8 protein-coding genes are annotated in these 18,160 nt (G+C 35.0%); 3 read left to right on the forward strand and 5 right to left on the reverse strand.

Going from position 1 to position 18,160, the window contains the following annotated elements:
* Window positions 1-51: 51 nt before the first annotated feature.
* From EDB96_RS08815 to EDB96_RS08825, 3 genes are all read left to right on the forward strand, one after another.
* Window positions 52-3,432: a TonB-dependent receptor gene (locus EDB96_RS08815; RefSeq protein ID WP_134140209.1), complete on the forward strand. Its 3,381-nt coding sequence runs from the start codon at window positions 52-54 to the stop codon at window positions 3,430-3,432.
* 19 nt (window positions 3,433-3,451) lie between these two features.
* The gene (locus tag EDB96_RS08820) at window positions 3,452-4,987 is read left to right on the forward strand and encodes a RagB/SusD family nutrient uptake outer membrane protein (protein ID WP_134140210.1); all 1,536 of its coding nucleotides are present in this window, start codon (window positions 3,452-3,454) and stop codon (window positions 4,985-4,987) included.
* Window positions 4,988-5,136: 149 nt separating this feature from the next.
* Entirely contained in the window at window positions 5,137-6,954 is a 1,818-nt protein-coding gene (locus EDB96_RS08825; RefSeq protein ID WP_134140212.1) for an alkaline phosphatase, read from the forward strand.
* Window positions 6,955-7,088: 134 nt separating this feature from the next.
* Here EDB96_RS08825 and EDB96_RS08830 read toward each other — a convergent pair whose 3' ends face one another.
* The 5 genes from EDB96_RS08830 to EDB96_RS08850 all read right to left on the reverse strand — a co-directional run bounded on the left by EDB96_RS08830 (window position 7,089) and on the right by EDB96_RS08850 (window position 17,893).
* Window positions 7,089-9,902, reverse strand: a complete 2,814-nt coding sequence (locus EDB96_RS08830; RefSeq protein ID WP_134140214.1) for a M16 family metallopeptidase — start codon at window positions 9,900-9,902, stop codon at window positions 7,089-7,091.
* Between the two features lie 11 nt (window positions 9,903-9,913).
* On the reverse strand, window positions 9,914-12,181 hold the full coding sequence (locus EDB96_RS08835) for a Gldg family protein (RefSeq protein WP_134140216.1): 2,268 nt from the start codon (window positions 12,179-12,181) through the stop codon (window positions 9,914-9,916).
* Between the two features lie 11 nt (window positions 12,182-12,192).
* Window positions 12,193-13,140, reverse strand: a complete 948-nt coding sequence (locus EDB96_RS08840) for an ABC transporter ATP-binding protein (protein WP_134140218.1) — start codon at window positions 13,138-13,140, stop codon at window positions 12,193-12,195.
* Window positions 13,141-13,205: 65 nt separating this feature from the next.
* Window positions 13,206-14,576, reverse strand: a complete 1,371-nt coding sequence (locus EDB96_RS08845; RefSeq protein WP_134140219.1) for a RagB/SusD family nutrient uptake outer membrane protein — start codon at window positions 14,574-14,576, stop codon at window positions 13,206-13,208.
* A gap of 11 nt (window positions 14,577-14,587) precedes the next feature.
* Window positions 14,588-17,893 (reverse strand): TonB-dependent receptor, encoded by a 3,306-nt coding sequence (locus EDB96_RS08850; protein ID WP_166669284.1) that lies wholly within the window; start codon window positions 17,891-17,893, stop codon window positions 14,588-14,590.
* Between the last annotated feature and the right edge of the window lie 267 nt (window positions 17,894-18,160).

The following is an 18,160-nucleotide window of genomic DNA, read 5'->3' on the forward strand; positions in this document are numbered from 1 at the left end:
AACTACGTAGCATCCTAAATAAACAAAAACAATCAACTAAATCTAAAAATTATGAATGAAAAACAAATGCGGTATGCCGTAAATTGTCAGAGCTTAAAGACAATAGGAACAAAATTATTCCTGTTTATGGTTTTGTTTTTTGCGACGCTGACGGTAAACGCCGGGAATGTTGACATTAACAAAAGAGTAACTTTAAAAGTTGAAAATGAAAGTATAAAAAATATTTTTCAAAAAATTGAAAATCAGGTCGATGTGCATTTTATGTACGAAAGCAGCCAAGTCAATACCAATCAAAAATTAAGTTTAAAATTGAGTAATGTAACGCTGGAACAAGCGTTGGACAGAATTTGCGGTGCAGCACTTCGATATGAAATTGTGAGCAATAATATCGTTATCAAAAAAAATCAAAAAGTTGCAGCGGCAGATCAGAATAAAATAATTGTTTCAGGAACTGTTTTTGGAGGAGATGACAATATGCCGTTACCAGGCGTTGGAATCAAAGACAAAGGTTCTGATGCAGCTGCAGCTACAGATTTTGACGGAACTTTTAAAATGGAAATCAACGCAGCCGAAGCGACTCTTGTTTTTTCATACGTTGGTTATATTACACAAGAAGTAAAAGTTACCAGCACACAAACCATTACAGTAAAACTGGCAGCTGATGTAAAACAACTTCAGGAAGTAGTTGTTATGGGTTACGGAAGTGTAAAAAAGAACGAAGTTCTTGGCGCTGTAGGATCTGTTTCTATGAAAGAAACTTCTAGCAGAACGTATAACAATGCTGCCGAATTACTGCAGGGAACGGTTGCTGGTGTAACGGTTATTAATGATGGAGGTGATCCAACATCTTCGCCAACAATCAATATTCGTGGTATAGGATCTTTAAATGCTGAAACTCCGTTAATTGTTCTAGACGGAATTATTTACAGTGGTTCTTTAAACACTTTAAATCCAAATGATATTGCTTCGATAAGTGTTTTAAAAGATGCGGCTTCTGCGGCAATTTATGGTGCGAGAGCTTCTGGAGGTGTAATTTTAATTACTTCTAAAAAAGGAATTTCAGATCGTATCAATGTAAATGTAAACTATCAGGGAGGTTTTCAAAATGTAGCAAAAAAATTAGAGGTTCTAAACGCTGCAGAATATGCTGATGCTATGAATTTGGCAAGAGATAACGCTGGATTACCAAGAATTCCTGCTTTTGACACTGCATTTGAACCAACAGCAAGAACTACAAAAACAAACTGGATGGATGAAATTTTCCGTACAGGAGAAATTCAAGATCTGTCTCTTTCTGTAAACGGAAAAACAGAAAAATCTAATTTTTTTCTTTCTGGAAGTTATAGAAAAAACGAAGGTATTTTGTTAAACACATACGGAGAACGTTATACAGTAAGAGCAAATTCATCTTTTAAATTGGCCGATAATTTCACAATTGGGGAAAATCTTTCATACTCGTTAACTGATGGTCAGACTGCTAATACTTCAAGTTCGTATACAGGAGCAATTCAAGCAGCGATTTTGTATCCGCCAAACGCGACGATTTACAGAGAAGATGGTTCTGGACAATTTGGCGGTGTTCCTGAAAAATATATTGGTTCTTACGGAGATGTTATCAATCCAGTGGCATATTTAAAAAGATTAGATAACAAAAATCCAATTTCTACCATTTTGATAAATCCTTATGCAGAATGGGAAATTGTTCCAGGGTTAAAAGTAAAATCAAACTGGGGATATACCAGAATTCAGGATAATGCAACAGATTTCACAGTAAAAGTTACTGAGCCAGGCAAAATATTTGATTTCAATAGACTGACTCTAAAAAATATGACAATTACCGATTTATTGAGCGAGCAGACTATTTCTTATGAAAAATCATTTGGGAAACACAATTTGAAAGCTTTAGCCGGATATACGTATCAAGAAACTAAAAGAGATTTCTATACAGTTGAAGGAACTGGATTTGACAACGAAGATCCATCACAGCGCTATTTATTAAATGCAAAATTAATTCAACAGACAGGGGCAGGTTTATCAGATGAAATCATTTCTTCTTATGTAGGAAGATTAAATTATGACTTCAATCAAAAATATTTATTCTCAGGAATTGTGCGTCGTGACGGAACTTCAAAACTTTTACAAGACAACCGCTGGAAAGTATATCCTTCTGTTTCTGCAGGTTGGTTAATTTCTGAAGAAAGTTTTATGAAAGGTCTTGAGCCAATTGTAAGCAATTTAAAATTACGTGCAAGCTGGGGACAGATTGGAAATTTAGGAAACCTTGGACCATATCAGTTTAGTGTACCATTATCACAAACTCAAGCTTTAATTGGAGCAACTCCATCTATTAATTACGGTTATGCGGAAAGCGAATTATCAAACCCTAATTTAAAATGGGAAAGCTCTGAGCAGACTAATATTGGTTTAGATTTTACAATGCTAAATAATAGTTTAGTTGGATCTGTTGATGCTTATGTGAAAAAAAATAAAGACATGCTGGTTCGTGACCAATTACCTGGTGTTTCTGGAACGCCGCAAGGAAGAATTGTAAACTCTGGAGATGTTGAAAATAAAGGTATTGAGGTTAGTTTAACGTATCAAAAAACAAAAGGCGAATTTAAGTTTGACGTTACAGCAAACGCTGGATTCTTAACCAATAAAATTGTCTCTATTAAAGACGATTTGACTTCGCTTGAACCCTTAAACTTAAGCAGAGTTCGTAGTTTGCCTTTAGCAAATATCTATCAAGTTGGAAGTCCTGTTGGTGCTTTCTACGGATATGAAACAGACGGATTATTTCAAAGTGATGCAGAAGCAAAAGCTTATGTAAACAAAAATGGTGTGGCCTATCAGCCAAATGCTGTTGCAGGAGATATTAGATTTAAAGATGAAAACGGCGATGGTGTTATCAATAACAGCGATAGAGTAGTATTAGGAAGTCCTTTTCCAAAAACAACTTACAGTTTGAATGCTAATTTTAGGTACAAAGGATTCGATATGAATATCTTTTTTAACGGAGCTGCTGGAAATAGTGTTTTCAACGCTGTAAAGCATACAGGTTTAAATGCTTCTTTCCCAGGATATAACTTATTGGCAGAGTCTAAAGATGCTTGGTCTCCAACCAATACAAACACCAATGTTCCGGTTCTATCTTCAACAGACAACAACAATAACTTCGGACGTATCTCTGATCTTTATATCGAAGATGCTTCTTTCTTAAGATTGAAAAACGTGTCGATTGGTTATACCGTAAAAGAAAGCTGGCTGAACGGAAAAGCAAAACTTAGATTCTTTATTTCTGGACAAAACTTATTTACAATTACTAAATATTCTGGAATGGACCCTGAAGTTGGTCTTAAAAACTTCGGAATGGATTTAGGTAAATATCCACTTTCACGTATTTACATGACAGGTGTTAATGCAACTTTTTAAAAAATAAAAAACAATTAAAATGAAAAAAATAAGTCTTTTATTATTGAGTTTTGTGCTTTTAATGGGCACTTCGGCTTGTGAAAGTGAACTTGATGTTGTACCACAGGGGGCGCCTTCAAGCGGAAATTTCTGGAAAACTCCAGCAGATGCAAAGGCAGGAGTAAACGCAATATATGCTTTATATTCTGATGATAATATGTATGGCCGTGGTTTTTTCTGGCTGAATAATGCAAGTGATGATATCGGAACAAAACCAAGACAAAACGCAGAGCGTATCAAAAATTTTATTGTTGACGGAGCAGAATCGGATACAAAAGATATTTGGAGAATTCACTATGAAATTATGAAACGCTGCAACGATGTAATTCGCAATGTGCCAAATATTCCTTTGGATGAAAGTACAAGAAACGGAATGCTGGGAGAAGCTTATTTTAATCATGCCGTAATGCATTTAGAATTAGCATACCATTATGGAGACGATCGTGCAGGAATTCCAATTCAGGACAGAGAAAACCCAACAAATGTGTATGTGCCTCGTGCTAAAAATGTTGCAGAAAACTACGCTTACATTGCTGCAGATTTAATTAAAGCGGCCGATTTATTACCTTACTTTGACCAGCTTACGCCAGACAATTACGGACGCGCTCACAAAACTGCTGCATGGGCTTATTTAGTTCGTACGTATTTGTATGCAAAAGATTGGGACAATGCTATAAAATATGCCAACATGATTGTGGCAAGCGGAAAACACAAATTATTAGACAATTTTGAGGATGTATTTAAAATCAGCAATAACTGGTCATCAGAATATATTTGGTCTGTTACTTCAAGTGCAGAAAATACTTCTTTAGGATCTATTTTTCCTGGAGTTTGTTTAGAAGATAAAGGATGGGGAGTTTACAACGGATGGGGAAATTTCTATCCAACAAAAGAATTGTTTGATACTTATGTTCCAAACGATAAAAGACGCAGTGCTACCATTTTACAAAAAGGAGATAAATTCATGTATTTTGGAGAATTGGTAACTTTTAACGAAGGAAACCACGTGGTAAGTTCAAGTAATAGAACAGGTTATCAGTTTAAAAAATACATGGAGCCATTCAGCTATCCAAAAACAACATCGGGCGGAGTTGATATTCGCTACGTAAATGCAAACGGAGACAAACCTTCAACGGCTTTAAACGTACCTCTTTTACGTTATGCAGATGTGATTTTAATGTTAGCGGAAGCGAAATTAATGAAAGGGCAGAATGCCGATACAGAAATCAATATGATTCGCCGCCGCGCAGGTCTTACAGATCTTTCTGGAGCTACTTTAGTTGATTTAAAAAGAGAAAGACGCTGCGAATTAGCAGGCGAGTGGACAGACCGTCACTTTGATTTAGTGCGTTGGGGAGATGCAAAAGAAACGTATGCCAAACCATTACACCATTATGATGGAAGCGTAATTTATCCAGCTCGTAATTTTAATCCTGCTATTCACCATGTTTGGCCAATACCGCCAGATGAAATCGCAGTAAGCAAAGGAGCTTTGACTCAAAACCAAGGCTGGTAATCAATAATTTCATTGTGTTTTTTTAGTTTTTTTACGCTGCAGTCTTTTTTGTCAGGAGGCTGCGGCCGTAAAAAATTAATGAAACCATTTTTTATTTTCATACAATTCAAAAAGTAACCTACAACTTTTTGTTATTTAATTTATTTTCAATGAAAAAAATAATCACCCTTTTTTGCCTTCAGTTTTTCCTTTTCGCGCAGGCGCAGGAATACAGTTCTTCTAATATTCATTCTCATAACGATTACGAGAGTAAATTACCATTTTATGGCGCTTATTCTAATGAAACCGGTGTTATTGAAGCCGATGTTTTTTTAGTGAATAACGAATTGTTTGTAGCCCACACTTCAAAAGAAATTGCAGCTCACAATACGCTTAAAAACATGTATTTGGAACCGCTTTCTTCTAAATTAAAAACTTTAGAAGGAAAAGCGTACCCAAGCGGCAAACCTTTAATTTTAATGATTGATATTAAATCAGATGCCGATTCGACTTTGAAAGTTATTGCACAGCAGTTAAAGACTTTTCCAGATATTATTTCGAATAAAAATATAAAAGTGGTCATTTCTGGAAATAGACCTTTACCTTCAAAATGGAATGAATATCCAGATTTTATTTATTTTGACGGAAGATTAAACGAAAATTACACGCCAGATCAATTAGCGCGTGTAGAAATGATCAGCGAAGATTTAAAAGAAATCACCGTTTGGAACGGGAAAGGAGTTCTAACGCAGGCAGATTCTGAAAAAATTCAAGCTATTATCAAGAAAGTTCACGATCAAAATAAAAAAGTAAGATTCTGGGCAACGCAGGACAACGTAAATACTTATATGACTTTGATGAATTTAAAAGTTGATTTTATCGGAACAGATAAAGTTACTGAGCTGACGCAGTTCATTAATAGCACTAAAACGACATTTTACCAAAACACAGAATTTCATCAAGCTTACGTTCCTAAAAATGCATTTAAAAGTAAACGTCCTAAAAACGTTATTCTTTTAATTGGCGACGGAATGGGATTAACTCAAATATATTCTGGTTACACTGCAAACAAAGGACAATTGAGTTTGTTTAACATTCCAACTCAAGGATTTTCTATCACCAAAGCTTCAGATAGTTACATTACAGATTCTGCTGCTGGAGCAACTGCAATGGCAACTGGACATAAAACCAATAATCGTTTTATTAGTGTTGACGAACAAGGAAAACCGTTGGAATTGATTACACAGCAATTGATTAAGAAAAACTATAAAACGGCAATTATTTCAGCAGGAAATATTACAGATGCTACGCCGGCGGCTTTTTATGCACATCAGCCGGAAAGAAGTTTGAGCGAACCAATCGCAAATGATTTCTTGGCAAATCCTTCTGATATTTTAATTGGCGGAGGTCAAAATGAATTTAAATCCAGAAAAGACGGTAAAGATTTGTCTAAAGCTTTAATCGAAAAAGGATATACATTTTCAGATAGTTTTGCCAGTTTAGATACCATCAAAAACAATCGATTTGTAGTTTTAGAAGATAAAGCAGTCGTTTCTATGAAAAATAGGAGAGGAGATTTTCTAACTAAATCTTTAGCGAAAGCAACAAGCACTTTTTCAAAAACTAAAAATCCATTTTTTATCATGGCAGAAGGTGCGCAGATTGATTACGGCGGGCACCAAAATAATGTTGAATATGTTGTTCGTGAAATGCTGGATTTTGATAAATTAGTTGGACAAGCAATGGAATTTGTAGATAAAAATCCAGAAACTTTATTAATCGTAACCGCAGATCACGAGACAGGTGGATTATCATTGATTGATGGAAGTATCGAGAAAGGTTACGTTCACGGAAGTTTCAGCACAAATGATCATACCGCAGTTCCAGTTCCTGTTTTCGCTTATGGGCCAGGAGCAGATAAATTTATGGGAGTTTATCAAAACACAGCGATTTATCATAAGATAATGGAATTAGTTTCATCGAAATAAGATTTTTTTATTGAGATATAAAAGGGCGGTTGATTTTCTTCAAACGCCCTTTTTTAATGAATGACCGAACAAAAAAGGCTGCCCAGAGAGGACAACCTTTAATGACTAATAAAATAAAAATGTATCCTAAAGTTTTACTTTCCTGATTCGATTTCAGGGCTCATAATAACTTCGACACTGCTAGAACTATCCAAAACGTGCTTACTAAACTGCTGAATAGTTTTTTGATTAATTTTAGAAATTAAATTTTTATATTCCTCATCCGTCGAAAACGGAATCTGATTTAATGTGCTGTTATAGATTGTTGTATTCCAGAAAGAATTGGTTTTAAGCGATTCTTCTCGGTTTTTTAACAAAGCTTGTTTAATATCTTCCAAATCATTTGCATTAACTGGATTTGATTTTAAGTCGTTTATTTCTTTCCAGACAATCTGCATTAATTTTTCCTGTTTGTCAGGATTACAGTCAAAAGTGAGAGCCAGACTGAAAGTTGGTTTAGGAATCAATTCCAGATTTCCGCCAACGTTTACACCGTAACTGCCGCCTTCTTCTTCACGAATGGTCTGCAAGAATCGTTTTGATAACAGTTCTCCGATGATATACATTGTCAAGGCATTTTCTTTACTGTATTCTGTTTTTCCGGTTAAGTTTAAATAAACGGTTGCTTTTGCAACTTCCATAGGACGTTTGAAATGAACTTGGGTCTTTCCTTTTTTAGGCTCAATATAATGATCCACATAATTTTCCTTTAAGGCTGGATTGGAGTTGATATTTCCGATGTATTTCTGAATTAATCCTAATGCGGAATCTGGAATGTTTCCAACAAAAATAAAAGTAAAATCACCGGCATTTTTAATTCTGTCACGGTAAATGTTTTCGGCTTTTTTCAGATCAATAGATTCAAGAAATTTTTCATTGAAAATAAAAGTACGGGCATTATGATTTGAATTTGCTAAATCAATAGAATCTTTAAAGACACTTTCATTATCTTTTTTAATAGTTTCCAGTCGGTTTTTATATTGGTCTTTTAGGATATTGAAAATATTTGGATCAAAACGCGGCGACTCAAAAGAAAGATAAACCATTTGCAGCATAGTTTCGAAATCGGCTTTATTTGAACTTCCTTGGAATCCCTGTGTATTTTGACCAATAAACGGTGCGGCCTGCGCAACTTTTCCGGTCAGTTTTTCTTTTAGACCAATATTATCAAAATTACCTAGACCTGAAGATCTTGCAATTGTTGTTGCAATTTCAGCAGAAGCGAGATCTTCTGTCTTAATTAAAGATTTACCTCCTTTTGAAAATGCCGAGAAAATAATCTGATCTTGTGAATAGTTTGTTGGAAGTACAATTATTTTAGCTTCATTTTCTAAAATATAACCTTTTGCGTCCTTAACTCCAGCTATTTCAAATGTTTTTTTAATTGAAGCAGGTTTTAATTCTTTATCAATTAACGGAGCGTTGTTTTCTTTTTTAGTGTAAGGTTCCAAAGTCATTTTTTCGACTTTTTTCATTACGCTTACAACAGCTTCTTTTGTTGGAAAATCATTTTTATCCTGATCTGAACCAGTAACTAAAACCACTTGGTTTGTTGGTTTTTGAATGGTTTTCGCATAAGCATTCAATTCCTCTAAAGAGATACTTTTTATAATCCCAACAATTAATTTATAATCATCTTCAGGGGAAAGGAATGGCTTAGCTTTTAAGAAATAATTGGTCAGTTTATCTGCCCAGCTGTCGTTGTCAACTTTATCTTTATTGTTTATAAAATCATCATAAGAGCTTATGAAAATCTTTTTAGTTCGGTCTAATTCTATTTGAGAAACACCAAAACGCTTTAGGCGCTCTGTCTCTGTATAAGCTTCTTCAAATGCCTGGATTATTTTTCCTTTTTTGGCTAAAGCCGAAATATTAAACGAAGTATTTAATCTTGAAATGGGTTCAAAATAGGTTTTTAAGTTTAAAGCACCACCTTGATTTTTTAAAAGCAATTCTTTGAAACGATTGTTTAAAATGCTGGTGTAAAATGAGTTCATTACGTTTTTACGCGTAACGATGCTGTCTTTTAATAAAGGCTCGTCTAAGACATATTGAAGTGTAATGGAAGAAGAAGATGCTTCTTTGTCTGACGCCGTGCCAAAATACAATTCATCGTGTTTTGGAATATTAAAGTAGGGGCGGGGAACTGCTTTTTTTGCCAGTGGAATTCCTGAAAAAATGGTCTTCACTTTTTGTTCCATTGCTTTTACATCAATATCACCAACAATGATTACAGCTTGTAAATCTGGGCGGTACCATTTTTTATAATAGTTTCTCAATTCAGGATATTTGAAATTGTTGATGATATTTAAATCGCCAATAACATCTCTTTTACTGTATTGCGAACCTCTGTATAAAACGGGATCTGTCTGCATTTTTAAACGAAAATCACTTGTTCTTCTGGTTCTCCATTCTTCTCTGATTACACCTCTTTCAGCATCGATTTCGGCATCAGTTAAAGACAGCGATCCTGACCAGTCATGCAGAACCCAAAGTGTAGAATCGATTAGTTTTTCGTTGCTGACAGGAACTGTGCTGATATTATACACTGTTTCATCCTGAGCAGTATAAGCGTTGATGTCTTTACCAAAACTTACTCCGTTCTTCTCTAACATTTTAATGATCCCTTTTCCTTTAAAATGTTCTGTTCCGTTAAATGCCATGTGTTCCAGAAAATGCGCCAATCCGTTTTGATTGTCGTCTTCTAGAATGGCACCTACATTTTGAACAAAGTAAAAACTAGCTCTGTCTTTTGGTTCTTCGTTGTGGAGAATATAATATGTCAGCCCATTTTTTAATTTTCCGGTTGTCACATTTTTATCCAGCGGAATGTTGGTTTTGAATTGGGAAAATACGCCTTGAAAAGACAAGGCGAGAATCCCAATGATGATATTTTTTTTAGTGTTCATTTTGATACTTTTTATCTTCTGTTTCTTCTAATCAGTATGAAAGCAGCACTGAGTATAATCAATAAAGGAAACAGTGCAATAAATACAATTTTACTCATGAAAACCTGATTAGCATTTACCGTTATTTTTTTATCGATATTTTCAGGTCGAGTAGTGTCTATAGGAAATTCATAATTGGTAAACCAGCTGAAGATATCAGTAAAAAACTGAAATGTTCCTGATCCGCCTCGGCTTAATTCTGCATTACCCATAAAATCGGCATCTCCTGCCACAATTATTTTTTGTGATTTACCATTTACATTTCTGGTTAAAGCTACAGCAAGCGGAACAGCAGTTACAGCAGGTTGTTTTTTCAAATCTTCAGGAATTGAAGTAATTCCAGTCTTTGCTTCCCAAGCCGGCTGTGTGTTGGTTTTTAAAAGAGGTGTCACTTTAAAACCAACCTCTTTTACCATTTTAATCCCACTGCTTCCTAAAAACGGAATTGGATTGTTGTCTTTGTTTTTAGTGAATTTGATTACAGTCGAATCAATATTTTTTGAAACTTCAGTAACTAAATAATCTGGCGAATTAGTTTCACTTTCTTGAACTAGAGCTTGTTTGGTAAAACTTAAACCTAACTTATCTGTTACAGCAGCTAAAGCAGAATTCGTTTCAGGTTCAGCTAAAAGCATTACATTTTTTCCCTGATCGATGTATTTATTGATGCGGTCTACAGCACCTTGGCTCAATTGCGTTTTCGGATCGGCAATGATTAAAATTGTGGTTTGTTCTGGAATATTCTGCGCATTAATATCTACAGAAGAAACATCAAATCCTTGATTGATAAGTGAATATCTGAAAGTGATTTCATTAAAACCAGTTTTGTAATTTTTATCTCCAATTTTATCAACGCTTCTTTCCATGTTGCCGGTTGCAAAAACGATTTTAGGAGCAGGAACAACTAGACGTTTTAAAGAGGCAGAGATTTCTTTTTCCATAGGAACCTTAAACATATCGTCATACATTCTTAAGAATGTTTTCTTACCGTTATATTCCACAGTTCGTACAACTCTGTTCTGCTCAGGTTTTAAATCTACAACCTTTTTAATCTCTTCTGGAGAATAAAGTTTTTTTAGCTTTAAATCCTGTGTTTCGATCATTTTCTGCGCAAGCTCTTTGTCGTTTAATCCAGGGTTTTGAGCATATAGAGCTTCATTGTTTGAAGTATCATAATAATACACATATTCCATTTCCATCTGTGGTATAAAACGGGTGTATTTTTCAAAGCTTGCTATATCTGAATTTTGAGAGTAAGGCATCGCCATATAATAGTTGATGTCTAGTAAGTTTACATAAGTAGTTAACTTTATAGGGCCGTCTATTTTTTTGACAATATCTAAACTGGTTTTTGTTAATGTTCTGTCTTTTGTACGCGTCATATCTTGATACAGCGTAAGAGAAGCTCTGGAAGTAATATAGCCAAATGATAAAACAATTGTGACTAGTAAAGTATATTTTAAAACTCTTTTTGAGATTGTTTGTGCGTCTCTTCCTGTCTGTAGTTTATAGATGCTCAACACGATAAAAAGACTGCTTACCAAAACAAAGTAGATTACATCTTTACTGATGATAAGACCTTCCAGCATTTCATTTGCACGTCCAGAGATAGAAAGGAAATAGGTGATGTCTTTTACAACTTCAACATCCTGCCAAAGTTTGCCGATGAAATTTAAACCTGCCAAAACTACCAAAGTACTGATCGCAGCCACAACCTGATAAGAAGTGAGGCAAGACATAAAAAGCCCGATTGCGGCATATGTACAAACCAATAAATACAAACCAATAAGACCTGATACGGCAAATTTTAAATCTAAATTTTCAATAGAGAAGTACGCAATACCAACCTGTAATCCTAATATCACAATGAATAAGAGACAATACGCAGCAATAGCTAAATATTTACCAAGTACAATATCTTTAATTTTAATTGGCGAAGAAAGTAACAGTTTGATCGAACCGCTGTTAATTTCGCGGCTTACTAGTCCCATTGTTAAAAGCGGCACATATAAGTATAAATAATTCTGCATTTCTGTATATAAACCATTGAAACCTGAAAATGTAATCTGAGTTAAGTTGCCAAGACCCTCTCCAATTTTTTGTGCTTTTTCAAAACGTTCAATAGAGTTGAAAAATTTCCAGCTGGACTGGATTGAAAATATTACTAAAACAACCCATGCGACAGGTGAGTAAAACATAGTGTTGAGCTCTGTTTTAGCAATTCTATATATTGTTTTCATTTGTTTATTTTTTAAGAAGGAATAGAATTTTTAGAAGGCGCTTTTTTAGATAACTGTGCAAAAATTTCATCAAGGGAAACTTTTTCGAATTGAATCTCACGTAATTTCCAATTGTTATGAACACTTAACGAAATGATTTTTTCGGCAACTTCCTGAGTTCCGTCAAATGTTATCTGCACTTTTTTAGGAGAAAGAAAAACGGCATCTGTCACTTCTGGAATAGCTGTTAAAGATTCGACTTGCGGTGGATTTTCAAAACTTGCTGTCAATTTATCTGCTTCGATGTAGTTATTGAAGGCATCAAGCGTATCGGCAAAAACCATATGTCCGTTTTCAATCATCCTGATATCCTGGCAGGTTGCCTGAACTTCGGATAAAATATGAGAAGAGAAAATAACGGCTTTATCTTTTGATATTTTTTTGATTAATTTTCTAACTTCTAAAATCTGGTTAGGATCAAGCCCGTTTGTTGGTTCATCTAAAACTACTAATTTAGGTTCGTGAATAATAGCTTGAGCAATACCTACACGTTGTCTGTAACCTCCAGATAAGTTTCGAATTAATCGGTGGCTGAAATGTGAAATACCGCATTGTTCCTTGGCTTTCTCTAAAGCATTTTTTAAATCTTCTTTTTTTACATGACGCAGTTCCGCACAGTGAATTAGATATTCATCTACCGTAAGATCTAAGTGCAAAGGTGGTGTCTGCGGTAAAAAACCAATTAATTTTTTGGCTTCAACCGGGTTTTCCTTTAGATTTATTCCATCAATAAAAATATTGCCGCTTGTTTGGTTTAGCACGCCGCAAAGAATATTCATTGTAGTTGATTTTCCAGCTCCATTAGATCCTAAAAGACCTAAAATTCTATTTTCTTTAATTTCAAAACTAATATTTTGTATTGCCCAATCCTTACTGTATTGATGCGACAAATCCTCAACTCTTACAATTGTTGTTTCCATAGTGTTTTTAAAATCGCAAGAATGTATTTTTGTTGAAAGTACATTCTTGCGTTATTTTTAATTTTTTAGTATCCTGTATTTTGGATTAAAAAGGGATTAGAACGAATAGCAGGTTCTGGTATTGGATATAAATTATCTGTAGTTTTCCAGATTTTATCAGATAAAACAGAGAGGGTTTCATCTAGTTTGCCAGTTCTTTTAAGGTCCAGCCATCGATGTCCGTTTTCTGCAAAGAACTCGCGTTGTCTTTCAAGAGCAATTAAATCTAGCAACTGATTTACATCTGTTAAGGTAGTATCATTTAATAAGGCTCTATTTCTAAGAACATTAATATCCTGCTGGGCACCTATAATATCATTTGATCTTACTCTGGCTTCGGCTCTAATTAAATACAGCTCTGCTAATCTTAATACGGTAGAGCGTTCTACAGGAGAATCACCAAATCCGTTGTGATATTTATAAGGTGCGATACCTAATAATACGCCGGCTCCATTTGTAATATCAATTGTCCAATTTGTTTTTCTGGCGTCACCAGTTTCAAAGAGCGAATTGCCTTTTCTCAGCAAAAAAGTACCACCCGTTGTGAATACAGAAGATCCTTCGTATGTGTAATCAACATTAAAATAAGGTATCTGTAATATAGCTTCATCATTGTCTGCAATAAACGGACTGTTATCATCTCCCAGATCAGTAATTATTTTGTAAGTTCCTGTCTGGTTTATTACTGTAGAGGCATGAGCAGCGGCTTCAGTCCATCTTCCTAAATAAAGATTTACCCTTGCCAATAAAGTTTCTGCAGCCCATTTTGTAGCTCTAATTCTTTCTTGGTCATAATCTTTGTAATCCGTTGGAAGATCTTTTGACGCATCTGTTAAATCAAGCAAAATTTGTGCATAAACAGTTTCTTGCGGAGATTGCGGCAACAGTGCAGATACATCTACATTTGTAGTAAGTACTAAAGGCACATTTCCCCAAAGATTAGTCAGATAAAAATAACAATACGCTCGTAAAAATTTTGCTTCTGCAATCCATCGCTTGCTTTTCACATCATTAAGAGAAGTACTTTTAGAGATTCCTTCAATTACGTTATTTGCGTTATAGATAGTTTTATATAATTCGCCCCAATTACCATTTATAGTTCCGTCGGTTTCTGGGATTTCATTAGAACTGTAAACATTGGCAATACCAGCTGCTGGCACCAATTCATCAGCAGTTTCTCCAAGAATAGAATGCACTCTGTTATAATAAAAATCTGTAACCATACTTTGATAGATTCCGTTTACAGCGGCTTCAGCAGTTGCTTCTGTAGAGTACACATTTTCTGATGATAATTGATTACTAGGGATATCAACATCAAGAGCATCGTCACAGCTCGTAATTCCTAGCAAAAGAAAAAATGAAAATATATAGGTATATTTATTTGAAATATTTTTCATGATTTTGAGATTTAAAATGTAAACTGAGTTCCAAAAGTTATAGTACGTAATGGCGGAAGTGCCAATCCCTGTGTTTCAGGATCAAGACCTTTATACTTAGTAAATGTTACTAAGTTTTGTCCTTGAATCGAAAGTCGGATACTCTGCAAATATTTCTTTGTTGCCTCATCTAAAGGAATTTGGTAAGAAGCACTTACATTTTTAAGTTTTATATACGATGCATCTACAATTGAGGCATTTGATCCCATATAATCATAGAAACTATCTTGAAAACCTGAACTTAAAACATTTCCCTGCGCTAAATAATGATTATACTCATCCACTTGAAAATTTGCAGTGCTGTAAGGATAACCTGGTTGTGCCCCGGTGTCCGTCATTAAAGTTGTACCATCCTGTTTTACAAATTGAAATAAAAAATCAAGAGTAAAAGCCTTATAGCTAATCGTATTGGAGATACCGCCATAATATTGCGGATAAGTTGGTCCATAATATTTTCTGTCTCCTCTGCCGGTTTCTGCAAATCCGCTGGAGATTCTGCCGTCTCCATTTTTATCTTCAAATTGAGCAATTCCATCTGCATCAACACCTGTAAAGTTGTATAAATATCTGCCCCCTAAAGGTTTTCCAACAACATATTGAGAATAGTAGCTGGTAAACTCTATTCCAGAAAATGATACTAATTTGTTAGAATTGGTTGAAATATTAAAAGAAGTTGACCAGTTTAAATTTTTAGTATGAATATTTGTTGTACCAAGGGTAAATTCCCACCCTTTATTTTCAACTTCAGCCGGTAAATTTGCCGTATAAGTTGTAAAACCTGCCTGTGCACTAAGGGTATAGTTTACCAATTGGTTACTCGAAGTATTTTTATAATAAGCTGCCGTAAAAGAAATGCGGTCGTTTAGGAAACTTAAATCAAGTGCCGCTTCAAATTTCTTTGTTAATCCCCATCTAATGTTAGGGTTTGCAATTCTAGCTGCTGTCATAGAGGCATTTCCGCTTCCATATGTACGAGTGTCAAAAGTATCAGCATATTGGTAATCTCCAATAGCATCGCTTCCAATTTCACCATAACTAGAGCGTAGTTTTCCAAAGCTTAACCATGAAAGATTGTTTAAGAATTTTTCCTGTGTAAATACCCAGGCTGCACCAACAGAACCAAAATTTCCAAAACGATTATTCGCTCCAAAACGGGATGAGCCATCTCTTCTAAAGTTAACATTTAGTATGTACCTGTTTTGAATATTATAGTTTAATCTGCTGAAAAGAGAAATGTACTTATATTCAACACTTCCATTGTTGGCAGTAATGCTTTCTGCAGTTCCTAAGTTACCAATTAAATTATCTGAGCTGTAACCATTTGAATTCACATAAGAAGGCATCTCTGATTTTCTATTCTGCAATGAACCTCCAACAAGTGCTGTTAAGTTTCCTTTCCATAATTCTGTTGTATAATTAAGCTGAGGCTCAACAGTAAAATTATTGGTATTATTAGTTGAAACCGTATAAGATCTTTGAAAGTTTACATTACTGCCGTTTGCTTCAGCATAAACATGATTAACTGCCGATCCTGGCATAAATTGTTTGGTCTGCATTTGAGCTCTTCCATATCCTAAATCTGTTTTGAAAGAAAGTCCTTTTGCAATTTCGTATTGAAGATTAAAGCTGGTAATTAAATTGAGTCCTTTATCGTCTACTCTCTTCTCTAGAGCGGCAAGAGGATTTATATCACTAAAATAGTCTGGTGACCAATAATAGCTGCCATCTGCATTGTATAAAGGACGGTTAGGAGCAGTGCCGACCGCATATGTTGTGATATCAAAAAATGGTAGTTTATTATTATCTGTAGCAAAAATTACCGAAGCACCAATTTTTAATCTCCTGTCTAATGTGCTGTGATTAATATTAAAATTAGTAGAGAATTTATCATAGCTAAAATCTCCAGGCACAACCGTAGTTTCTTTATGGTAAGCACCACTCAAAAGGAAATTCGTTGTTTCGTTCCCGCCTTTTAAAGATGCTGAATAATTATTAAAGTTAGCAGTTCCTCCTATTAATTTTTTCTGCCAGTTTGTATAAGCATTAGGATCCCAGTCTGTAAGGGCAATACCGTTACTGCCAACATCAGCAACATCGCCGTTATTATTCAAAGCAGTTTGCAGCATGTTCAGGTAAGCGGGAGTATCTAATGTTTTGACCATATGTGCTACTTCCGAAACTCCAGAGTTGGTAGTTATGGTAAACTCAGTTTTTCCAGACTTGCCTTTTTTAGTCGTAATCAGTACAACACCGTTTGCACCTCTTGAACCGTAAATTGCCGTTGCATCGGCATCTTTTAAAATTTCGATGCTTTCGATATCATTTGGATTAATGATGTTTAGCGGACTTGTTGATTTTTGAGCTCCTCTAATCACATTTTGATCCTGCACCTGTTGTTTAATATCGTCTCCAATGTATGGAACTCCATCTACGATATAAAGAGGAATATTACTGCCTTCAATAAAGTTTCGCCCGCGGACACTAATATTCATATCACTTCCTGCGTAACCCGAAGTCTGCGTTACAAAAACGCCGGGAGTTCTTCCCTGCAGCGTTTGCAGAATATTGGTTATCGGTTGTTTTTCAATATCTTCAGATGTAATTTTCACTACAGACCCAGTTGAAGTTCTTTTTGTCGTTGTGCCGTAACCAATCACTACGATTTCATCTAGTTTAGCCAGATCGGGCTGCATTTTAATGGTAATAGAGGTTTGGTTTTCAACGGTAACCTGCTGTGTTTTATATCCTAAATAAGATACTTTCAGCACGTGTTTCCCTGCTGGCAGTTCGATGTAAAACTGACCATCAAAATCTGAAACGCCCTGTTTATTGCTTCCTACAACTGCAATAGACACACCCGGCAGAGGCAGACCATTTTCATCCAGCACTTTACCATTTAGCATGTAATTGGCTTCACTGTCATCTGTTTTTGATGCTGTGGTTTTAGGAGTTTCTTTTTTATAAATGACAACGTTTTTATCTACTTGTTTGTAAACTAAATTACTGCCCTGAAATACGGTATTCAAAATATCACTAACACTGCGGCGTCCTCGTGGTGTAGTTACTTTTGGAAAATCTTTTATGATCTGCGGCTGATAAGCAAACAGTAGTCCCGTTTTATTTTCTATTGTCTTAAATAAAGTTTTAATGTCTTGATTATGAAGTTCAATATCAACAGATATCGATTCTAAATTCTGACCGCTCATTTCGGTAGCAAATACCATTGGAGTGCCGCAGGTCAGTAAGAAAATGTGGAATAAACTGATTCGCATGATCATAATGGTTTTTTTTGACAAGTGAAAAAAAGATGATTTCTTTTCCCTGTCAAACATGGTTGTTTTACAGCGTAATTTCATAAATTTGCTTGTTTTTTAATGGTTACTGGATTAATTGTTAAAAATCTTGGCCATCTGGTGTAGGAGCTGGATGGCTTTTTTAGTTTTGGTTTTGGGTTGTTTTTCTTCGTTTTTTAAGGTTAATATTTATTTTTCTCAGCTTTCTAAGTAGGAGATTAGCCAGCCTGATTACTAGTTATTATGTATTCT

The organism is Flavobacterium sp. S87F.05.LMB.W.Kidney.N (assembly GCF_004366435.1).
GTDB lineage: Bacteria > Bacteroidota > Bacteroidia > Flavobacteriales > Flavobacteriaceae > Flavobacterium.

Excerpts from the sequence above, each read along its gene's own strand:
- EDB96_RS08820 (WP_134140210.1), top strand. The coding sequence starts at position 3,452 with ATGAAAAAAATAAGTCTTTTATTATTGAGTTTTGTGCTTTTAATGGGC.
- EDB96_RS08830 (WP_134140214.1), bottom strand. The coding sequence starts at position 9,902 with ATGAACACTAAAAAAAATATCATCATTGGGATTCTCGCCTTGTCTTTT.
- EDB96_RS08825 (WP_134140212.1), top strand. The coding sequence starts at position 5,137 with ATGAAAAAAATAATCACCCTTTTTTGCCTTCAGTTTTTCCTTTTCGCG.
- EDB96_RS08815 (WP_134140209.1), top strand. The coding sequence starts at position 52 with ATGAATGAAAAACAAATGCGGTATGCCGTAAATTGTCAGAGCTTAAAG.
- EDB96_RS08850 (WP_166669284.1), bottom strand. The coding sequence starts at position 17,893 with ATGATCATGCGAATCAGTTTATTCCACATTTTCTTACTGACCTGCGGC.
- EDB96_RS08845 (WP_134140219.1), bottom strand. The coding sequence starts at position 14,576 with ATGAAAAATATTTCAAATAAATATACCTATATATTTTCATTTTTTCTT.
- EDB96_RS08840 (WP_134140218.1), bottom strand. The coding sequence starts at position 13,140 with ATGGAAACAACAATTGTAAGAGTTGAGGATTTGTCGCATCAATACAGT.
- EDB96_RS08835 (WP_134140216.1), bottom strand. The coding sequence starts at position 12,181 with ATGAAAACAATATATAGAATTGCTAAAACAGAGCTCAACACTATGTTT.